At 40.0% G+C, this 18,683-nt stretch carries 18 protein-coding genes; 2 read left to right on the top strand and 16 right to left on the bottom strand.

The genetic code is table 11. The annotated features are described in order from the left end of the window. Positions 1-109: 109 nt before the first annotated feature. From CA598_RS00210 to CA598_RS00180, 7 genes are all read right to left on the bottom strand, one after another. Positions 110-688, bottom strand: coding sequence for a serine hydrolase domain-containing protein (locus CA598_RS00210; RefSeq protein WP_179283539.1), 579 nt, complete (start codon positions 686-688; stop codon positions 110-112). An 88-nt stretch (positions 689-776) separates the two neighbouring features. Next, positions 777-962, bottom strand: a complete 186-nt coding sequence (locus tag CA598_RS00205; RefSeq protein ID WP_094868682.1) for a hypothetical protein — start codon at positions 960-962, stop codon at positions 777-779. Next, positions 959-2,263: a Ger(x)C family spore germination protein gene (locus CA598_RS00200; RefSeq protein ID WP_094874879.1), complete on the bottom strand. Its 1,305-nt coding sequence runs from the start codon at positions 2,261-2,263 to the stop codon at positions 959-961. The genes CA598_RS00205 and CA598_RS00200 overlap by 4 nt, the downstream gene beginning before the upstream one ends. After that, positions 2,260-3,360 carry a GerAB/ArcD/ProY family transporter gene (locus CA598_RS00195; RefSeq protein ID WP_094874878.1) on the bottom strand — a complete coding sequence of 367 codons (1,101 nt, stop codon included), beginning with the start codon at positions 3,358-3,360 and terminating at the stop codon, positions 2,260-2,262. The genes CA598_RS00200 and CA598_RS00195 overlap by 4 nt, the downstream gene beginning before the upstream one ends. Continuing rightward, entirely contained in the window at positions 3,357-5,066 is a 1,710-nt protein-coding gene (locus CA598_RS00190; RefSeq protein WP_179283538.1) for a spore germination protein, read from the bottom strand. The genes CA598_RS00195 and CA598_RS00190 overlap by 4 nt, the downstream gene beginning before the upstream one ends. A gap of 168 nt (positions 5,067-5,234) precedes the next feature. Beyond that, the gene (locus CA598_RS00185) at positions 5,235-6,329 is read right to left on the bottom strand and encodes a phosphotransferase (RefSeq protein WP_179283537.1); all 1,095 of its coding nucleotides are present in this window, start codon (positions 6,327-6,329) and stop codon (positions 5,235-5,237) included. Positions 6,330-6,418: 89 nt separating this feature from the next. Beyond that, positions 6,419-7,975: an ABC-F family ATP-binding cassette domain-containing protein gene (locus tag CA598_RS00180; protein WP_042188035.1), complete on the bottom strand. Its 1,557-nt coding sequence runs from the start codon at positions 7,973-7,975 to the stop codon at positions 6,419-6,421. A 232-nt stretch (positions 7,976-8,207) separates the two neighbouring features. On the opposite strand from CA598_RS00180, the gene CA598_RS00175 reads away from it, so the two are divergent. Continuing rightward, complete coding sequence (locus tag CA598_RS00175) at positions 8,208-8,792, top strand: P-loop nucleotide/nucleoside kinase family protein (protein WP_094874875.1); 585 nt, start codon at positions 8,208-8,210, stop codon at positions 8,790-8,792. Positions 8,793-8,972: 180 nt separating this feature from the next. On the opposite strand, the gene rsiV is transcribed toward CA598_RS00175, so the two are convergent. From rsiV to CA598_RS00145, 6 genes are all read right to left on the bottom strand, one after another. Next, a complete protein-coding gene (gene rsiV, locus CA598_RS00170) occupies positions 8,973-9,860 on the bottom strand; it encodes an anti-sigma-V factor RsiV (protein WP_094868676.1) in 888 nt (295 codons plus the stop codon). A gap of 1 nt (position 9,861) precedes the next feature. Then, complete coding sequence (locus CA598_RS00165; protein WP_094874874.1) at positions 9,862-10,374, bottom strand: RNA polymerase sigma factor SigV; 513 nt, start codon at positions 10,372-10,374, stop codon at positions 9,862-9,864. Positions 10,375-10,463: 89 nt separating this feature from the next. Further along, positions 10,464-12,419 (bottom strand): acyltransferase family protein, encoded by a 1,956-nt coding sequence (locus CA598_RS00160; protein ID WP_306440438.1) that lies wholly within the window; start codon positions 12,417-12,419, stop codon positions 10,464-10,466. 216 nt (positions 12,420-12,635) lie between these two features. Next, entirely contained in the window at positions 12,636-13,709 is a 1,074-nt protein-coding gene (locus CA598_RS00155; protein ID WP_094874873.1) for a stalk domain-containing protein, read from the bottom strand. 291 nt (positions 13,710-14,000) lie between these two features. Beyond that, the gene (locus CA598_RS00150; RefSeq protein WP_094874872.1) at positions 14,001-14,987 is read right to left on the bottom strand and encodes a phosphotransferase enzyme family protein; all 987 of its coding nucleotides are present in this window, start codon (positions 14,985-14,987) and stop codon (positions 14,001-14,003) included. Between the two features lie 199 nt (positions 14,988-15,186). Beyond that, positions 15,187-15,738: a YdhK family protein gene (locus CA598_RS00145; protein WP_094868672.1), complete on the bottom strand. Its 552-nt coding sequence runs from the start codon at positions 15,736-15,738 to the stop codon at positions 15,187-15,189. Between the two features lie 175 nt (positions 15,739-15,913). On the opposite strand from CA598_RS00145, the gene sleB reads away from it, so the two are divergent. Further along, entirely contained in the window at positions 15,914-16,552 is a 639-nt protein-coding gene (sleB, locus tag CA598_RS00140) for a spore cortex-lytic enzyme (protein ID WP_094874871.1), read from the top strand. Between the two features lie 46 nt (positions 16,553-16,598). Here the strand turns inward: sleB and CA598_RS32815 are convergent, their stop codons facing one another. The 3 genes from CA598_RS32815 to CA598_RS00125 all read right to left on the bottom strand — a co-directional run bounded on the left by CA598_RS32815 (position 16,599) and on the right by CA598_RS00125 (position 18,579). Next, positions 16,599-16,790: a hypothetical protein gene (locus CA598_RS32815; RefSeq protein ID WP_306440444.1), complete on the bottom strand. Its 192-nt coding sequence runs from the start codon at positions 16,788-16,790 to the stop codon at positions 16,599-16,601. A 29-nt stretch (positions 16,791-16,819) separates the two neighbouring features. Further along, a complete protein-coding gene (locus tag CA598_RS00130; protein ID WP_094874869.1) occupies positions 16,820-17,353 on the bottom strand; it encodes a GNAT family N-acetyltransferase in 534 nt (177 codons plus the stop codon). A gap of 209 nt (positions 17,354-17,562) precedes the next feature. Beyond that, positions 17,563-18,579 carry a zinc-dependent alcohol dehydrogenase gene (locus CA598_RS00125; RefSeq protein ID WP_256990281.1) on the bottom strand — a complete coding sequence of 339 codons (1,017 nt, stop codon included), beginning with the start codon at positions 18,577-18,579 and terminating at the stop codon, positions 17,563-17,565. Positions 18,580-18,683: the final 104 nt, after the last annotated feature.

Below are 18,683 nucleotides of genomic sequence, written 5' to 3'. Positions count from 1 at the left end.
TTCCACATTGCTAAGTATAATAACTGCTGTTCCCTTAGAAATATCCCTATAGATAAACGATGAAAATCCATTGATCGCTCCGCCATGTGCGTAAATCAAGCCTTCTGCATCATTTATTCCCCATCCCTAAAGGCGACATGATATGATCCTCGATAAACTGACTATAAGATTGGCCACTTACATTTTCAATAACAGCCCCAAGTAGTATATATCCTGAATTACTATAAGCGAATTGGCTTCCGGGTTCGAATTCCAATGGTTTATTTAAGAATTTAGCGATATTCTCTGAGACACATACCGGGATATCCATCGTGCTTATGAAATCTGGAAATGCTGTTAAGTTCGGAATTCCTGCGGTATGGGTTAATAATTGGTAGAGCGTAACATTTTCATAAGGATAATCTTCAATATACTTTTGAACTGAATCATTAATATTAAGTTTACCCATTTCTTGTAATTGCATGATCGCTGCAGCGGTAAATGCTTTTGTCAAAGAGCCGATTTGGAATACTGTATCTGGTCCGTTTAATTGCATGGTCTCTGAGTTGGCCATATTATATCCTTTTGCAATCTTAACCTTGTTATCCTCGACGAGTAATATAGAACCTGAGAACATATTTTCTTCCATAATTTTATCAACTTTTTGTTCAAAGCCTAAACTCTGCACCACAGGTTCTTCTTGAATCACTACCATATTTTCATCTGGATGAAGATTATAATAGGCTTTCTATTTCGGTTTTAGTGTTATTGTTTTCGGATATGTGAAGTTATGTTTTTTACATGCCTCTCAACAAACTAAAGACCAATGGTAAAAATAACGTGAGACCGGCTAGAATCGCCGCTCCAACCGCACCTCGGTAGTTTTTTTGCTTCCACAGTGTGGGGGTTAGGCTGCCAATGTAAATGCTTCCCCACAAAGAAATGATCCCGAGTATAACGATCTTCATGACTTGAATAATCATTTTACCATTTCATCTCCTTCCACAGCGGGACCCACTTGGTCACCATGTTTTGTCATCGTAAAGTCGATATCTACTTTGTATTTGGTATCCTTGATATGATCACGCCATTTATATCCATACCATTCCTGTAGTGTCGGAAAAGTTGCCCTTAATCGGTTACCAATATGAAAACAATCAACATTCCATTCATACAATGTTTTATCTAGAAGCTTTGAAGCCTGCTGGATCAGCTGCTCTTCCACCGCTTCCTCCAAAATTATTGTGTTTTTGGGTGTAGTGTAATCAACATTTGACATAGAACCTGATAACTCCCCCTCCATATGAGCAATAAATGTAACGTTAATCTGATTGTCTTTCCGCTTTAATTTAAGCTTCGTTTTTTTCTCCGCATTCATATTAAGGGTTACATTGTATTTAGAATCTAATGGATCGTGAAATTCCATGACTGTTTTTTCGAAATCACCACGTAGAATGTTAAGCAATTTCGTTTCCTGAGCGGTGAGATAACCTATCATTTTTTGACCTTTATACACGGCACTGCCAAAAAAATCGATAGGTGTTTCTCCAGTTCTATGAAGATCACCTGCATATATATCGCTAGCAATCGTTTGACGGTCTTTCGACTCTGATGATGCCTCACCCATCTCATGGTTATTGGTATTTTTATCAACACTAGGATGTACTGCGGACAAAATCGTTGTGCCTCCAGTTCCTGGTTGCTCGATATCCATAATAAAATCGTGAAACCGTGAGTTCTTAGGTGTAATTGCTCCAATATTATGGGGGTCCATTTCTAACTCAAACCATAAATCAATATCGTTTTCCATCTTAGGTTTAATATTATTAATGTAAGTTTCTGCGCTCCCTCTTGCCGTAATTACATTGACGGTTCTGCGGAATTCTTCATTTCTTACTACCTCACCTAAAATGGGCATGATCCCTTGCCGAGTCACTCCATCTCCCAGAATAAAAGCTTTAGAATGAATCAAGGTTAATCTTCGCGCTATAAAGCTTTGGCTAGTAAGGAGGGCTGCGGAAAGACTAGCACCCTCTTCTGAAAAAATACTAACGATACGATTCTGCCCCGAAGGGCTGTTACCTCCACTATTCATGCCACCGTTCGATTTGGGCATCGCGAGTGCAAACGTATAGATGTAATCATTGTTAGGACCTGGATCAACGCCTATAGCCATAATAAAAGCCATATTTTCGGGATCGAGTCTATCCCAGCAGCCTGATAACATAGGAACAACTAGCAAAAGAAGAACGTACCTGTTTATGATCCGTTTAAATCCTCTCATGTCTTTTGTCTCCCCATTTTAGTTCTGACTACACCGACAAACCAAGTGAGCAATGGTAAACCTATAGATAAGATTGAACCATACGTTCGCAAAATTTCACCGTCCCAAGCTACGGCAGCCATCTCGCTTCTAGGTAGTAAAGCAAAAGTATATACAAGGATAGCCAAAGGAAAAATTAATGGTTTAACCTTTGTCAATCGCAATATTTGAGACATTGTTGCTGCAGCACAATATAACCCTATGGCCAATTTAATGACCGCACAAATCAACCAAGCGATAAGAAATACACTTTCTAATCGTTGAATCCACCGACCAAAAATGATCAGACGGCTTACTTCATACATAGGAACGTTAAGTCTAATGGCCGTTGGGTACGGAAACACAAAGAGGTACACGACTGTGGTGCTGAAAAGTATGATCGAGGAGATTGCAATACACCACCAAGCTGCTTTACTACAATCCTTAGCTTTTCGCATTCTGGGGAGCAAAAAACCGAATACAAGCATTTCTGAAAACAAAGAGCTTTTTATGATGCCTAACTTTAGCACATGTGAACGCCCTGTTCCCCAGAAGGGAGACAACGCGTTTACTTCTGAATGCGTAAATAACCCACCTAATAGGATAAGCAGAACACTTCCGATGATTAACCCAATCGTGATCCAGCATAAACGTCCAACAGCCTCAATCCCGGAATGCGCAATGAAAGCAATGGGAATGAGCAATGAGATTTGAATAATGTTCATTGGCGTGTGAGGTAAAATATCAGAGGCCAATAGCTCCGAGAACTCACGCAGGACCAAAAACGTGATCATAAAGAAAAAGCAAAAATATATAAAATTCAAAAAAGTACCGATCCACGCGCCCCAAATCTCTTCCGTTGCTTCAATTAAGGTGGCACCTTGAGAAGCATTGTTAAGCACACCTTTTATGGCCCACCAAGTCAGAGGACAAAGCGCTGAAGCAATGAGAACAATAATCCAGGCAGCAGTACCCCCAAGTTCAGCAAGTGATCTTTGAAAGGGTAAGAATATTTTTGTAATTATAAATATGATCCCAATAGAAGCAGCTTCTTGAATCCCGATATGATTTTTTTTCATGAGTAAGCACCATCACCCTCTTGATCAGGTGTAGTGGGAACGTCCGTATTTTGAGCATCTGGTTGTTTAAGTCTCTTGCGAGGTCGCACTGATATCGGTCGCTTATTTTGTTTGTACATAGGACTACGTAATAGTGAATTTTCACCAGGATGATGAGGCGTAATCGGAGCAAAACTAGGCACACCAAAATGATTGGATGAAATCCAATCCGTCCACAAAATCATCGACAATAAAACAATCCCAATTAAGCCCATAAACGAAGCGCAGGCCAAAAAAACAAACCGGAGAATACGGGTTGTGAATTGCATGTTATAGTTAGGAATCGTATAGGATGCTAGAGCTGTAGCAGATGTAATGATTACCATGATGGGACTAACGATATTAGCTTGCACCGCCGCTTGTCCCAATATTAAGGCACCCACTATCCCGATCGTTGGACCAATAACGCTGGGAATCCGGACACCAGCTTCGCGAATCAATTCAAACATCGATTCTAACAGGAATGCTTCTGCTGCTACGGGAAGTGGGACAGATTCTCTTGTACTTGCAATCGCCAGAACTAGAGTTGTCGGAATCATCTCCTGATGATAATTTGCAACTGCAACAAATAGAGCAGGCAAATACATGGATAAAAAGAAACCCACCGTCCGAATAATTCTAAGAAAAGAACTATATTGCCAACGAAGATAACTGTCTTCAGCTGTCTGTAAGAACAAGGGAAACTGGCTGGGAACAATTAAAGCGAACGGTGAATTATTCACCATAATACACACATAACCATCTACAATTTGCGTAGTTGCCCGATCCGGCCGCTCTGTACTGAGCAGTCCTGGATAAATGGAGTTTGGTCGATCGTCGATCAGCTGTTCAATCATTCCACTATCACCGATATAATCGATTTTTATAGCAGCGATTCGTCTACGCACCTCGTTTACAAGCTCCGAGTTAGCAATTGATTTCAGATAAATAACCGAAATTTCTGTTCGTGAAATCGTCCCAACAACTCCTGTTTCGACCATTAGATCAGGAGTGTTAAGACGTCTACGAATCAGCGAAAGATTTGTGTGCAGATTTTCCGTAAAACCTACTTGCGATCCTAGAATTACATTTTCAGTTTTAGGGCTCTCCAAGCCTCTTTCTTCCCCACCCTTAACATCAATAGATACTGCTTCTTTTAAGCCATTTACGATTAACACCGCTGCACCGTTTAGTATCTCCTGTACAAGCTCCTCCAGAGATGAGATTGATTTTATTTGACCATTTCTAAGAATTTCATCCTTGAACATATCAGATTTAAGGGGGAGATCCTCTGGAAACTTGGCTGTTAACAATGGATTAATAACAGTTTCGTATAATAATTGGGCATTTACTTGATCATCCAGATAAACAACTGTCCCTTTTGTTAATTTGGAACCTAGCAGAAGGGAGCGTATAATCAGCCCCTTACTCTTAGGATAGGAGAATTTTGTTTTCAGCCAATCCACGTTCCTATCCATATCACAAGACATATTAAAATGGTTATTTTCTCCTCCAAGAGGTCTTTCTTGAGGCAAATTCACCTGAGTCTCTTTCGTTGACTTATTGTTTTGGTTATTGTTTGATGTGTCATCTACATCCCAATGGCCAAGTGAAAAAGAATCACGGGTGTGAGTATCCTGCGATATATCCGCTAGCACGTATTTTTTTAATTTACTCCAGCCATTCATCAATCTCATCTCCTACAGCGATTCTTCGATATGGATGAAAGTAGTATTTCTTCCAACCTGTTTAATTATGCGGTTTGAAATGCTGCCGGCAGCTAATTTACATTGTTTATCCATAAAAAAAAAGCGATTCATTCATCTATAAAATCCCGATGAGAATCGCTTTTAACCTTATATATATACCTTCAATGCGCTGCATTCTTCTTCCATTTCACGTTGAATATTAATAATTTGTTCCAGCCGGGCAACTCGATCCTGAAGCTTTAAGTAATTAGAGTCAGCACACATCTGAGTGGATAATAAAAAGTATTGTGGTACTTCCCAGACACTACGTAAAGCAGTGCTTAAACAATAACCATATCTTGCAAGGGATTCGTCCCCCTGCCATCCGCTTGCCTTTAATCCCTTGATATACGAATGGAATAAAGAATCTTTGAATTCCTCGTAACGATCGATAGGAATCACACCAAGACTCATATTTACGCCAAACATTTTACCAAGATCTTCCCCTAAGCCTGATAAGCTCATAAATTGCCAGTCTATCAAGACTAACTCTCCGGTTTGAGTTAGCAGCATATTCATTTGACTAAGATCCTGATGAGCTAATACTCGCGGCAAGCGATGGAGAGCATTCAAATTATTGTCTATCCGCTTCATGAAGCCTTGGAACCAAGCCCAAAGGCTTTGGTCGTTGTCTCTATATAAATGATGAATATATTCTTCAGGGTTAGGTGCATACATAATACTCGAAGTAGTCCAGGATCTAAGCCAACTTCTACATATCCATTGGTCATTAGGAGTGTTCTTTCCTGAAAGATAAGCTCCATTAAACTGGCCTAACCGTTCAGCGATAATATCAAACTGCTCCTTCGTATGTGCAAATTCCCCTTCAATTCGTTCCATCCATAACCATACAGTACCATCTACTTGCTCCTCAACAAGATAACACTTAGGAGCTTGGATTGAGCCCGGAAGTTCATCCAGAATCTTAGATTCAAAGACTAAGGCTTCTCGTCGCCAGTAATTGTGATGTGCTGGATCCTCTTTTTCTGCACTATCAGACTTAATGATTTTTAATATGATTGACCATGGAAGCTGCTCGTGATTAATTAATGCGATACCCTGAAGATGAAAGATACCCGCTGTTGTAAAGTTAGGTGTTTTATAATCTAAATCCTCGCATGTGAAATTAACTATTTCTACTTCTTGTTCTCCAAAAATTTGTTGAACACTGATGTTAAGCTGATCCATTTTATTCTCTAACACATAGCCCCTCCCATTATCCATAAAAAAGCCTATAAAGCGTAACTGATTCGTTAACACCTCATAGGCTTGTTCAATAAAGAATTGTCTTATTAGAATACTTTTGTTGTCCAGTCTTCGCAATTCCAGATATCCGTCACAATGTCTTGATAAAAATCTGGTTCGTGAGAGATCATGAGAATGCTTCCCTTATATGCTTTCAGCGCACGTTTCAGTTCATCTTTGGCATCGATATCCAAGTGGTTCGTCGGCTCATCCAATACGAGAATGTTGGTCTCACTGTTAATGAGTTTGCAAAGACGCACTTTAGCTTTTTCTCCACCACTTAGAACAGCAATCTTACTTTCGATATGTTTCGTGGTCAGTCCACATTTGGCAAGGGCAGCACGTACTTCGAATTGTGACAGGGATGGGAATGTATCCCAAATCTCCTCGATACAAGTCTTGTAATTACCTTCCTTCATCTCTTGCTCAAAATAACCAATCTCCTGATGGTATCCACGTTCTACGGAACCGGATAATGCTTGGATTTCGCCTAAGATGCTGCGTAGCAAGGTGGTTTTACCAATCCCGTTCGCACCGACCAACGCAATCTTTTGTCCACGCTCCATTAATAAATTAAGCGGTCTGGACAACGGGGTGTCATATCCGATAACCAATTCTTTAGCTTCGAAAATCATCTTGCCCGCAGTTTTACCTTCTTTAAAGTTAAACTGTGGTTTTGGCTTCTCTTTTGCAATCTCGATGATCTCCATCTTGTCGAGCTTTTTCTGTCTGGACATTGCCATGTTACGAGTAGCCACGCTGGCTTTGTTACGCGCAACGAAGTCTTTCAGCTCTGCAATTTCTTGTTTCTGGCGGTTATAAGCAGATTCAAGCTGTTGTTTTCTCATTTCGTAGACCTGTTGAAATTGCTCATAATCACCCACATAACGGGTCAGCTTTTGATTTTCCATATGGTAGATCAGGTTGATAACGCTGTTTAAGAATGGCATATCATGTGAAATCAGAATAAATGCATTATCATACTCTTGAAGATAACGTCTCAGCCATTCAATATGCTGCTCATCCAGATAGTTCGTAGGCTCATCTAGAAGCAAAATATCTGGTTTTTCAAGCAACAGCTTCGCAAGCAAGATTTTGGTACGCTGACCACCACTAAGATCAGCTACGTCACGATCCAAACCAATATCTGTGATTCCTAGACCGCGCGCGGTTTCTTGTATCTTCGCATCGATCATGTAGAAATCTTGATTTGTAAGCGTATCTTGGATCGTACCAACTTCTTCAAGCAGCTTTTCCAACTCTTCAGGCGACACGTCACCCATTCTGCCGTACATATCATTCATCTCTTGCTCAAGATCAAAGAGGTATTGAAAAGCGCCTCTGAGTACATCTTGAATGGTCATGCCTTTGGTCAACACTGCATGCTGATCGAGGTAGCCAACACGCACCCGCTTGGACCATTCAACTTTACCTTCATCCGGTTGCAGCTTTCCTGTAACAATATTCATAAAAGTGGATTTACCTTCGCCGTTAGCGCCGAATAATCCGATATGCTCGCCTTTTAGAAGACGGAATGAAACATCCTTGAAGATCGCACGATCTCCAAAACCATGACTTAATCCTTCTACATTTAATATGCTCATTTATGGACACCTTTTTCTTATTTTTCTCGCTATATTATAAGCAGGATTACACAAAAACTCAATGGAGAAGCAAAAAAATATCATATTTTGGCCTATAATACGAAATATCTCAGGTAGTCTGTTCCTATCTGTGTGATGGAGATATTGCAGTGGCGATTGCTCACTATCTTTTATATGATAGTATGCAGAGATACATTATGGAGTTGAATTGAGGTTCTAAGGAGAGACAACGATGAACAAACTTGTATTTTTTTTAGGGCCAGCTGGGGCAGGCAAAACGACATTAGCTAAAGCGATCGCTTCCCGGCGTAAAGTACCCTTCTTTGATATGGATATCCTCTTAAGACCAGCAGCAGATGCCATCATGACCTTTCACGGATTGGACCCGGCAGACAGAGACTCCGCCGACTACAAAAGATTATGCCGTGATTTAGGCTACCGGATTACGATGGACGCCGCACTAGACAATATTAGCCTAAATGTAGATGCATTTGTAGTTGGACCATTTACCAAAGAAGCTGCCAATCCTGACTGGATCTGGAGTGAGTTATCTCATATCGGACGTTCTCTGCAAGATGTTGAGGTCAAAGTTGTTTTGGTCGAACTAGCTGATGAGGAATTGTACCGGAAGCGGATTCAAGATAGACAATCGCCATTAGATGAATGGAAGTTCCAGCATTGGGATGAATTTCGTAAAGCATTTGGAAACCGTAGTGTGAAGTGGCCGCTTCCAAGTTCCAATGTGAAGGTGGTCGATAATTCTAATCCAGACATAACGAAGACTGTGGCTGTGGTGGAGCATTTTATCTACGACTAGGAATGAATTAGCTCTTCAATAATCATTCGTTTACGAGCAAGCATAAACGGCTTCGGCGTCCTTATAAGGACAGTAGTGTTTAAGCGAGAAATATAAGGATAAATTATAGTGTACACTTATACTTTCTTATATTTGAATAAAGACCGGCAAAGAGAGAACTCTCCAGCCGGTCTTTTATTATTACTGAATATACTTCTGACTTACCAGATCCCCTGCTATGACTTCAGTTGGGATCACGAATTCAACAGAACCCATAGAACCTGGAGCTATATCATATTTATTAAACACAATCACAAGCTTGCCATCATCATTGATATAGAAGCTCTGATCTTTTGAAATAGAAGTAAACATATCAGTTGACACTTCATCCCCGTTCTCCGGGATCCAATACACAATATCGGGGTCAGCCTTCATTTGTGCAATCATCTGCTCTTTAATATTTTGGCTAATCCGCTCAATGTATTGCTCATCCTTAAATAACATTGGTAATGTAATAAGGATTTGGTTCACTTTGTCTATCGTATCAAAAGCAACTTCCTCAGAAGAAGAACCTGACGTTTCTACAACATATCTTCCAATGGAGAAAATACGATCATTGTCTGTTTTGACTTCATAATTCGTGTCCAGACCCAAATGACCTCCGCCCTGCTTCTTCAACTGTTCAATCTCAGATTGGAACTTTTCGTAGAGTGCCTTATTCTCGCTCAAATACTTCTGGTTTAATCCAAGCTCGAGATCCTTGTTCTCCATATTCGTAACGGCAGGAACTTTGATATTGGCATCGTAGTTATCCTCCGCTACTATATATTCTTTAATAGTTAGCACTTTAATGAGTCGATCGACACCTGGAATGGCAGATAATGCACTCGCCACGGTTATACTAGTGTTAATCGCAATCAAAAAGACAATAGCAGCAACACTCACACTGGCAAACCATTTATATTTCAACCGTTTTTTTCTTCTTTCTTTAAGTGATTGCTTCAGAGACCGATTCACTATTAAATCTAATTGTTCTGGAATAGGAACCTCGCTATATTCCTTATGTAAATCTTTTAAATGGTCTACCATCTTACATAATCTCCTTTGAGGCTTCATCCTTCAGTTTCACCCGCAATAACTGAAGTGCCTGATACAGTCTTGTTTTTATCGTATTGTTGTTCTCGTTTAGAACTTCCGCCACTTCACTAATCTTCATATCTTCAAAGTATCTCAATACGATCACGCTTCGGTATTTCGCCGGCAGATCTTCAAGGGTTCTTTTCAAATCTATATCCGAGTAAACATCCTCTGCACCAGGACAATAGACATCTATCATCTCTGGCTCCATCGTCTGGACCTTTTTATTTCTGCGCAGAAAGTCTAGCGAAGTATTCACGACAATACGGTAAAACCAGCTTTTCACGGCATCAGGATTCTTCAACAACTCAAGATTATCCATCGCTTTATAAATGGAATCCTGAACAATATCAAGAGCATCCTCTTTGTTTTTGACATAGCTGTAGGCGAGTCTGTAGACATTCTCTTTGTTTTCGATGATACAATTGGTTAGTATTTTTTCGGTTTTCCTATTCAACTTCAACATTGTAGATTATCCTTCTCTGTTTGTTATCTAGTGTTGTAATAGGTGTAAGACGTTTAGCGAGTTCAAAAAGTTTGGAGAATTAATTATTTTTATTCACTATCCAAAGCTTTCGCGAGAAGTGAGGCGTAATACTTAGAACCCTCAGGCTTCAGATGCACGCCGTCTTCGTAGAAATAATCGTCTTTCCCTTCACTAGCAGAGTACCAGTCTACTACGGTCGTATTACTATATTCACTGGAAACTTTTGAAATGTTGTGATTCACATTATTTTCCCACTTCCTTGGGACACGTGTATTGACCAAAAGAATCTGCTCAGCATCACTTAGTGAATCCAGGAGATTACGTAACTGCTTTGAACTAAAAGATCCGTTAGTCCCCAGCTCAATGATCACCTTTTTACCTAACCGGCCTTGAGCTTTAAGCTGATCCACTACCTCCTGAGCTTTCGCCATCTGACGACCAATTTCGCCCTCGATGACAATGCCAGGTACTTTCTTTGAGAGGTATGGTGCTACGTCCAAAATGACAGAATCTCCAATGGCCGTAACGTCATTCCCAGCTTGACTCTTCACAGCCACAGGTTTTTTTTCTTCAGGAACAGTTTTGTTCACATCTGATTCAGGCTTAGACACTTCTTTATTAATAGTTCCCACTTTAGGATCAGGTTTGTTCACTTTAGGATCAGGTTTGTTCACTTCAGGTTCGGATGTAGCTGTTGTCATGGCTGGTAAGGATGGTTTATCAGTTTCACTCTTGTCTATCGCTTTGCGATCTATGGGATCATCCTTTATTCCCGAATCTTGTTGTTCTTGCTGTTGCAGCTGTTGTTGTTCATACTGCATATCTGCCGATTCGATCGCAGATGTATCCGATCCAGCATTTAACAAATAGCCTTTACATGCAATAGGGATAAGAATCACAGCAATGATAGCCATTAAGAAGCCTGGACGAAGACCACCCCGTCGTTTTACACTGATGTTCTTCCAAGTTTCCTTAAGTGAACCTCGACGAATAGGCTCCTCTACATACTTATATGATAATGCTGCTAGAAGAAAACTTACTCCTACCTGAACGATAATACGAAGTATGCCGCTTTCTTCAGTACTCACATTCGGACTGCTAAGGATAATAACTGGAAAATGCCATATGTACAAGCTATATGATCGCAACCCGATCCAACGCAAAGGTTTACAGCCTACGATCGATCCCAGGCGGCTAGCAGGATGAGCGAGTACAGCAATAACTACTGCAGCAATCAAAGAAATCACTAGAAACCCACCACGGTAAAGCAAATCATTAAACTCATTAACCTGATTAAAAAGGACTAACAATAGTATGAGTCCTAATCCCCCAACAATATCAAGCATACGCCGAGCCGGTTCTGAGACCTTATCATTAAGTTTCTGACTTGGCCAAGCAACTGCAAGTGCTGCTCCAATGAGAAGCGCAAATACGCGAGTATCCGTTCCATAATACACTCTACTTGGGTCTGTGCCCGGTACGTAGATCAATGCCATCGCTAAGGCCGAGACTGCAGCGCAAGCCATAATCCATGCAATAAGCTTACCTCGCCGACGAGCGATTTTCATCACGATGATGAGAGCTATTGGCCATAGAATATAAAACTGCCCTTCAATAGAAAGCGACCATAAATGTCCGATCGGAGATGGTGGGCCAAAGCTTTCAAAATAGGACACATTATGAAATATTAGCCACCAGTTGTTGAAGTAAAATAAGGAAGACATAAAGTCACCCTTGAGCCCAAACAATCTTGATGGTTCTATAATTAAAAGCCATATGGCAACCACAAAAAGCATGACGACCATCGCAGGCAACAGCCTCCGCGCCCTACGAACCCAAAAGTCTAAAAGGTTCAGTCTTCGGTGCCGCTCCCACTGGGTAATGATTTGGTCAGTTATGAGATATCCTGAGATAACAAAAAATATTCCAACGCCGAGAAGTCCACCCTCAGCCCATTTCAGATTCAAATGATATGCGATTACAGCGAGTACTGATAAAGCCCTTAGACCATCAATTCCTGGCACATAACGCCTGCCGCCTACAGATTGTATAGAAGACTGGCTCCTCATATTATTTCTGAAAAGCTTCGTGTTGTCTTTCATTATGTTTCAGTCCTTACCGTCGATTTATCGTTCCATTAGTAAGACGCTGTAAACGCATGAAAAGTTCTGTAAACAAGTGAAAATGTTATTAATTTAAAAAAGATATCTGGCAGAGAAATCTGCCAGATATCTTTTCTATTAAATGCCTTGCACTTCAATCTGTAGAATATCTGTTACAAATTGGACAGGGACATACGTTTTATTGTCTTGAAGCACTGGAGCAATACCTAATGCTTTAGGAGCCATTTTTGCTATAAAATAAGAATCTTTGTTAATAGAAACACTCGTCCACTGTGCTCCCTTCATTAACTCAGATGTTTTGGTAGATGGATTCCACTTCAATTGAAAGTTTAATTGATTGGCTAAATCACGTAATGATAGCATCAGCACACCTTGCTTGTTAGTGAAATTGGGGATATTTTTCAAATCAAGCTTAGCTGCGTCCGTGGAATTACTATTCAAGCTGAAACGAAACTCTGGTGATCCTACATATCCAGGTGCAATACTATATTTAGGGAAGACAACCACTAATTCACCTTTATCGATATAAAATGACTGCTCGACTGAAGTTCCTTTGTACTCTTCCAAAAAATACTTGTCAGTGTCTTTTTTAATCTCCGCAAGAATATCTGCATCGAGCTTCTCTTTGTAGTTAGCACCGAGCAGATCTGAAAGAGTAACCAGTTGTGCCTCAGCTACATTTCTCACATTATAAGTATCAATCCGCGGCATGCTAGTTCCACCTTCAGAGCCTTCAGTAATAATCGTCAAGGAAATAACACCTGCTGGATTACCTGTTCCATCTGACTTCAGTTCATAAGCGATATTAAGAGTGTAGGGATGGTAGTCTTTATTATCTGCTTGTGCTTTTTTACCCATTTCAGCGGCGTCATGTTCCCATTGTGCCAAATCCTTTTCAGCATGAGACAAAATAATATCATTCAGCTCATCTTGGTATTGCTTGTCCAGCATGCCTGTTAGTTGTGGAACTTTAATATCAGCAATTAGATATTTACTTGTTGTGCTAAGAACTTTTTCTTGGATCTTAACACCAGCAAGCGCTGGGGACGGAGATTGCACCATTGAAGAAACACTAGCTGCTACTGATGTGGATGCCATCACATGAACCGGTATGGAAGCTAAGCTCACCCCCATAATTGCCGCACATCCAACTGCACTCATTTTAAATAGATTTTTTGTTGTTTTGTTCATATCTCGTCATCCTCCATCTCTATTTATAAGTGCCTTCCGATGACACTCATTAGCTAGGACGCAGGGGGACCTCTAAAAAGTTTGCTGATTTTCTAATTTAAATAAAATTTCTTCTACTTCTGTACCCTGAAACTCTACGTAAAAAGGCTGGACAGCATCATTTAGACAATACTCTAGCCGCAGTCTGAGGTTTTTCCATGTGAGCATATTCATTGCTTGTTCTATGGAGAAAAAGCCCACTTCCAAGCTTCGAAATATACTTTGGAGGTGTCATATCGGTTACCTCCGTCATTAAAGCTCTAAACAAGCTTTGTCATTTAAAGCATCGTGGATATTGCGGGCAAGCCACACTCTATTCTCCTCACGTTGTGACTCCGAAAACTCTTGAAATAACAATAGCACTAATTCCAGTCGACGCTTCTCAATAAAGAGCGGGAGCTCTTCTAGCCACTTATTGTCGAGCGCATACTCTCGATTATACCCCTTCATAAAGGACTTCAACATGGCTGCCGCAAGACCAGAAGTTCTACTCTGCTCTACTTCCAGTTTGCTCCAATCCCCAAAGATAGTCGAATAATAAACGGCAATGGCAATATCATGCACCATATAGTCGTATCCGCAATCATCAAAGTCAAACACGGTGATCTGCCCCTCATGCACGAAAAAATTACCCGGATGCAAATCACGGTGACATAGTCCATAACCTTCTCGATGCCGCGGCAACTGGTTAATCTGATCATTTATTTGAAGCAACTTTTCAAAAAGCTGCTGTTCAACAATACCAAAGTTAGCAAAGTCAAACTCTAGCTTACCCTGATGTGGTCTTGCCAGAACACTCTCCGGACGCTCGTATTGCAGAGCTAAAGCATGCATTCTTCCTGTTACCTCACCCCATTGCTCAAAAAGATTTGTTCCCCAATAGGGATCGGAAGCATTAACATGACCACCAGGAGCTTTCTCCATTACACAGATCATAAATCTTTCCCCATCTTTGACTAGCGTTTGTACCAAACTACCATCCTGAAAGGGAATGGGGGGAGCCAGTTGCACTCCATGCTTTGCAAGATGATCCATAAAGTCAAGTTCAGAGATAACCATCTCCTGCTCCTGATGAGAATGATGAGTTACACGTAAAATAAATTCATGAGCATCTTTTGGAAAGCTATAAACAACATTTTCAAACCCACCAATATACTTTATCGTTGTCCAATCTACTTGAATCTGTTGTGCAGCTTGCTTAAGCATCTCTTCATCGAATTTCACCTGCCAGTTAGGCATTTAATCACCCTCCTACCTTCTAAAGAAAATACCATTTAAATGGAATGTTTTACAAAGTTGTGTTTTATAAAGATATTTTAACACTTCACTACCCATAAAAGAACAATCAAAAAGGTAGGAGCAGCCTAGACCTTTAACAAAGTCTATGACTGTTCCTACCTTATTTTTTTCATTACTTATGGACTTAAATTTATTTTGGTTACTTTTTAGCCGAAAGCTCGTCTTCCGTTACCCATTTATGATTTTTCACTTTATCTCCACCCGTAGTCGGTGTGTAATCAATCATATATACCGTAGTGTGTTCAGCCGCGTTAATTTGAGCGGTTGCACCTTTCATATCTTTCATATGGTCAGCTTCCATTACAACTTCTGAGCCGGATTCATAGGGTTTGTCGGCTGCTTTTTTGATTTCTTCATGAATAATCCACTTGTGGTTTGTAACTGGCATTCCACCTGTTGTAGGTCTATAAGAAATCATATAGGCTGTAGTATCATAAGCTCCAACTATCGTTGCTGTTGCCCCTTTCATACCTTCCATATGATCCGTTTGGATAATCGCTTTACTTCCTATTTCAAAAGCAGGATGCTCTGCCACTTTCAAATTATCGGGTACTTCACTTGAACTAGAGTGTGCGGTATGTTCCATTTTTCTATCGTTTGAAGACATTTTATTGCCATAGCTATTGTCATTACCACATGCGCTTAGAGTAAGTGCAGCTGCGATTATGAATAGAAATATTTGCTTTTTCATATATAAAACCTCCGAAGTTGATGTGCCTCTGATTATTCATTTACCCATTTCATAAGATCACAAACCGAATGAAGTATTTTTAAAAATATAAAGTGATTATTAGATTACCAATAAATGAGTGTTGTCTCAGTTATTGAAGGTTATTTATAATGTTTTCTGAAAGGAGGCTACTACAATGAAGACTAAAATATTCACTTTGTTGCTTCTTTTGGGTCTGGTAAGCATGGCTACGATCGGTACGGCTAGTGCTGCTCCGGTATTAACCGTAGGGAATTCTTCTGGAGATGTGTGGGATCTTCAGTATCGGTTAAAAACTCTGGATTTCTATACTCAGCCTTTAGATGGTGTATATGGATCACAAACGAAGGCTGCCGTTGCTAAATTTCAAAAGGCCTACGGATTAAATGCCGATGGAGTTACTGGTTCAAAAACTTGGAATTCTCTTAAAAAATACACGCTTAATATTGAGGAAATGGATATTCTGGCGAAAGTCATTTACAGTGAATCCCGCGGTGAGCCTTATAAAGGTCAAGTCGCAGTTGGCTCTGTAGTTATGAATCGCATACAATCAAGTCAATTCCCAGACAATATTAAAGACGTTGTATTTCAAAAAGGCGCATTTACAGCCGTATCTGACGGTCAATACTGGCTTACTCCAAACCGGACCGCCTATTTAGCTGCTCTTGATGCTGTCCGAGGTTGGGACCCAACAAACCATTCAATCTATTATTTCAATCCAGATACAGCTACTAGTGCATGGATCTGGACTCGTCCTCAGAACTTAAAAATTGGTAAGCATATATTTGCGAGTTAACGCTTCAAATAAATGTAATAGCCGGTCAACCACTACGGTTGACCGGCTATTTTTTACTACAAACGATTTTCTTAATACTATCCTTAGAAAGACAGTATTCACCTGAGAGCTGGTCGACGGTTGCACCAGCAGCAAACCTCAGGCAGATCTCAATATTTCTTGATTTCAAATATTTTCTACTCCCTGACTTCTCGCCCCATTTTATATGTAATTCTTCAGGCTTTGAAACGTAGACCATACCACCGTTTATAATCAATTTGATTAGCTTTATCCATTACAAAAATTAAAAATCATCTTTAATTCATCATCAAAAGACTTCTTACATTCTTCTTGAAAGCTATTACCAGTATATTTTTTTAGTGTCTTTCTCCAAAAATGCTGGGCTCTCCTATTTGTAGCTGTGGGATTGGTTTGTAGCTCCCATTTTCCAATATGAAGATTAAATACCTCCTTAGCCGCACGTTCAGCGATTCCCGTTCCTCGGAAGGGGCGCAGGATAAAGAATTCGTTTAAATAAAATTCACAACCTGGTGATGTATGAGGTGGTGTGGCAACTAATGCAAAGCCAGCAGGAATACCATCCTCTTTTATTAAATAAGGATATAAAATCCCCGGCTTCTCCCACCATATGTCGAAGACTTTGTTCTGTTCATTCAGCGTCTGTGTTTCATTATCCTCGTATACCCCGTATTGATTAGGAAGGTTCCCCCATATCTCTGATAGATCGTGTAAGTATAGTGGGTATAGATTGTTAATCATAAACTTCGTTGTGCTATCAGTTAATGTTAGGGTGATGTTCATTTCCTTCTCCCCTTTCTATCGAATGCTTGAATATATTTTTGGAAATCGCTCTCTAATTTCACTTCTATACTCAGTATAATTACGACCACACTCCAGTAATATGCCATGTTCAATTAGAATTAAATTTTATATAAAGTCTTTATTTTCTAAATTAAAAGAGTTCACCTGAGTTTTACACTCAAATGAACTCCAATATCATTAACTGATGGTTAAGTAAGATCTACAATAACCTTGATCGTTTCTTTTGCTGCAATCGCTTTATCGAAGGCGGCTTGAATATCCTCTAATTTATAAGTCTGTGTCACCATAGTAGAGATATTCGTTTTCTTGTCGTTAATATGTTCAATTACCTTTACAATATCTTCATGTGTGTATCCACTAGCTCCAACTATGTTAACTTCTTTACTCATCACTTGAGCAAGGCTTATAGGTACTTCATTTTTATAAACGGCAATGATTGCAATTCTTGCTTGTGGCTTTACAATCTGCATCACTTGTTCAAATAATATTGGAGCGCCCGCTGCGTCCACAAAAGCATCTACATTGGGTACACTAACACCGTATACGTTCACTTCGCCGAAGTGTTTGATTAAACCCTCTGCTAATGTTTCAGTCGACGTATTAACTGTTAATGCGCCTAATTCTTTTGCTTTATCCAAACGCCAGTTGTCAATATCCACTACGCAAACATCTTTAATGCCTTCACCAATTAATCCTGCAGCTGCAGATAAGCCAATAGGACCCGCACCTAGAACTACGATTTTTTCACCTAGTTTGGGCAGTACGCTAAAAGCGCCATGGAAGCCTACGCTCATGGGTTCCATTAATACAGCCTCTGTTGCCGAAACGGAATCATCAAATTCATAAAGATTATAATTTAGTGCTGCATCTTCAATTAAGACATATTGTGAAAAGGCTCCTACCTCCAACGAATAACGGCGACCTGCACGTTTTGCAGTAATTGGATTCACACCTACACGCATGCCAACTTTCAAATCGCTTTCCGCATCAGAACCTAATTCAACGATTTCACCAAACATTTCATGTCCAAACTCTGAGCCGAAACGAATACCCATTTCAGAGCCTGCTTTCACTATATTAATATCTGTACCACAAATTCCACCCGCTAAAATACGAATCAACGCATCTTTTGCTCCAACTTGAGGTATTGGACGCTCTTCTATCCCCACACTATTTTGACCGTGATAAATGCCGACTTTCATCATTCATTAACACTCCTTATTACTATCTATTACTTTCAATACTTTCATGGTAGTAGTTATTAAGGAGTTAAGCAATCTACAAAAATACTGAAAGCGTTAATAAAGCA

Origin of the sequence: Paenibacillus sp. VTT E-133291, assembly GCF_002264395.1 — a bacterium.
In the GTDB taxonomy this organism is placed as follows: domain Bacteria; phylum Bacillota; class Bacilli; order Paenibacillales; family Paenibacillaceae; genus Paenibacillus_AQ; species Paenibacillus_AQ nitricinens.
This window is presented reverse-complemented; position numbering and strand designations above follow the sequence as displayed.

What these genes read in the sequence shown, in the direction of transcription:
- CA598_RS00205 (WP_094868682.1), bottom strand. Translation starts at nt 962, where the DNA reads ATGATTATTCAAGTCATGAAGATCGTTATACTCGGGATCATTTCTTTG.
- CA598_RS00200 (WP_094874879.1), bottom strand. Translation starts at nt 2,263, where the DNA reads ATGAGAGGATTTAAACGGATCATAAACAGGTACGTTCTTCTTTTGCTA.
- CA598_RS00195 (WP_094874878.1), bottom strand. Translation starts at nt 3,360, where the DNA reads ATGAAAAAAAATCATATCGGGATTCAAGAAGCTGCTTCTATTGGGATC.
- CA598_RS00190 (WP_179283538.1), bottom strand. Translation starts at nt 5,066, where the DNA reads ATGAATGGCTGGAGTAAATTAAAAAAATACGTGCTAGCGGATATATCG.
- CA598_RS00180 (WP_042188035.1), bottom strand. Translation starts at nt 7,975, where the DNA reads ATGAGCATATTAAATGTAGAAGGATTAAGTCATGGTTTTGGAGATCGT.
- CA598_RS00175 (WP_094874875.1), top strand. Translation starts at nt 8,208, where the DNA reads ATGAACAAACTTGTATTTTTTTTAGGGCCAGCTGGGGCAGGCAAAACG.
- rsiV (WP_094868676.1), bottom strand. Translation starts at nt 9,860, where the DNA reads ATGGTAGACCATTTAAAAGATTTACATAAGGAATATAGCGAGGTTCCT.
- CA598_RS00165 (WP_094874874.1), bottom strand. Translation starts at nt 10,374, where the DNA reads ATGTTGAAGTTGAATAGGAAAACCGAAAAAATACTAACCAATTGTATC.
- CA598_RS00155 (WP_094874873.1), bottom strand. Translation starts at nt 13,709, where the DNA reads ATGAACAAAACAACAAAAAATCTATTTAAAATGAGTGCAGTTGGATGT.
- CA598_RS00150 (WP_094874872.1), bottom strand. Translation starts at nt 14,987, where the DNA reads ATGCCTAACTGGCAGGTGAAATTCGATGAAGAGATGCTTAAGCAAGCT.
- CA598_RS00145 (WP_094868672.1), bottom strand. Translation starts at nt 15,738, where the DNA reads ATGAAAAAGCAAATATTTCTATTCATAATCGCAGCTGCACTTACTCTA.
- sleB (WP_094874871.1), top strand. Translation starts at nt 15,914, where the DNA reads ATGAAGACTAAAATATTCACTTTGTTGCTTCTTTTGGGTCTGGTAAGC.
- CA598_RS32815 (WP_306440444.1), bottom strand. Translation starts at nt 16,790, where the DNA reads ATGGTCTACGTTTCAAAGCCTGAAGAATTACATATAAAATGGGGCGAG.
- CA598_RS00130 (WP_094874869.1), bottom strand. Translation starts at nt 17,353, where the DNA reads ATGAACATCACCCTAACATTAACTGATAGCACAACGAAGTTTATGATT.
- CA598_RS00125 (WP_256990281.1), bottom strand. Translation starts at nt 18,579, where the DNA reads ATGATGAAAGTCGGCATTTATCACGGTCAAAATAGTGTGGGGATAGAA.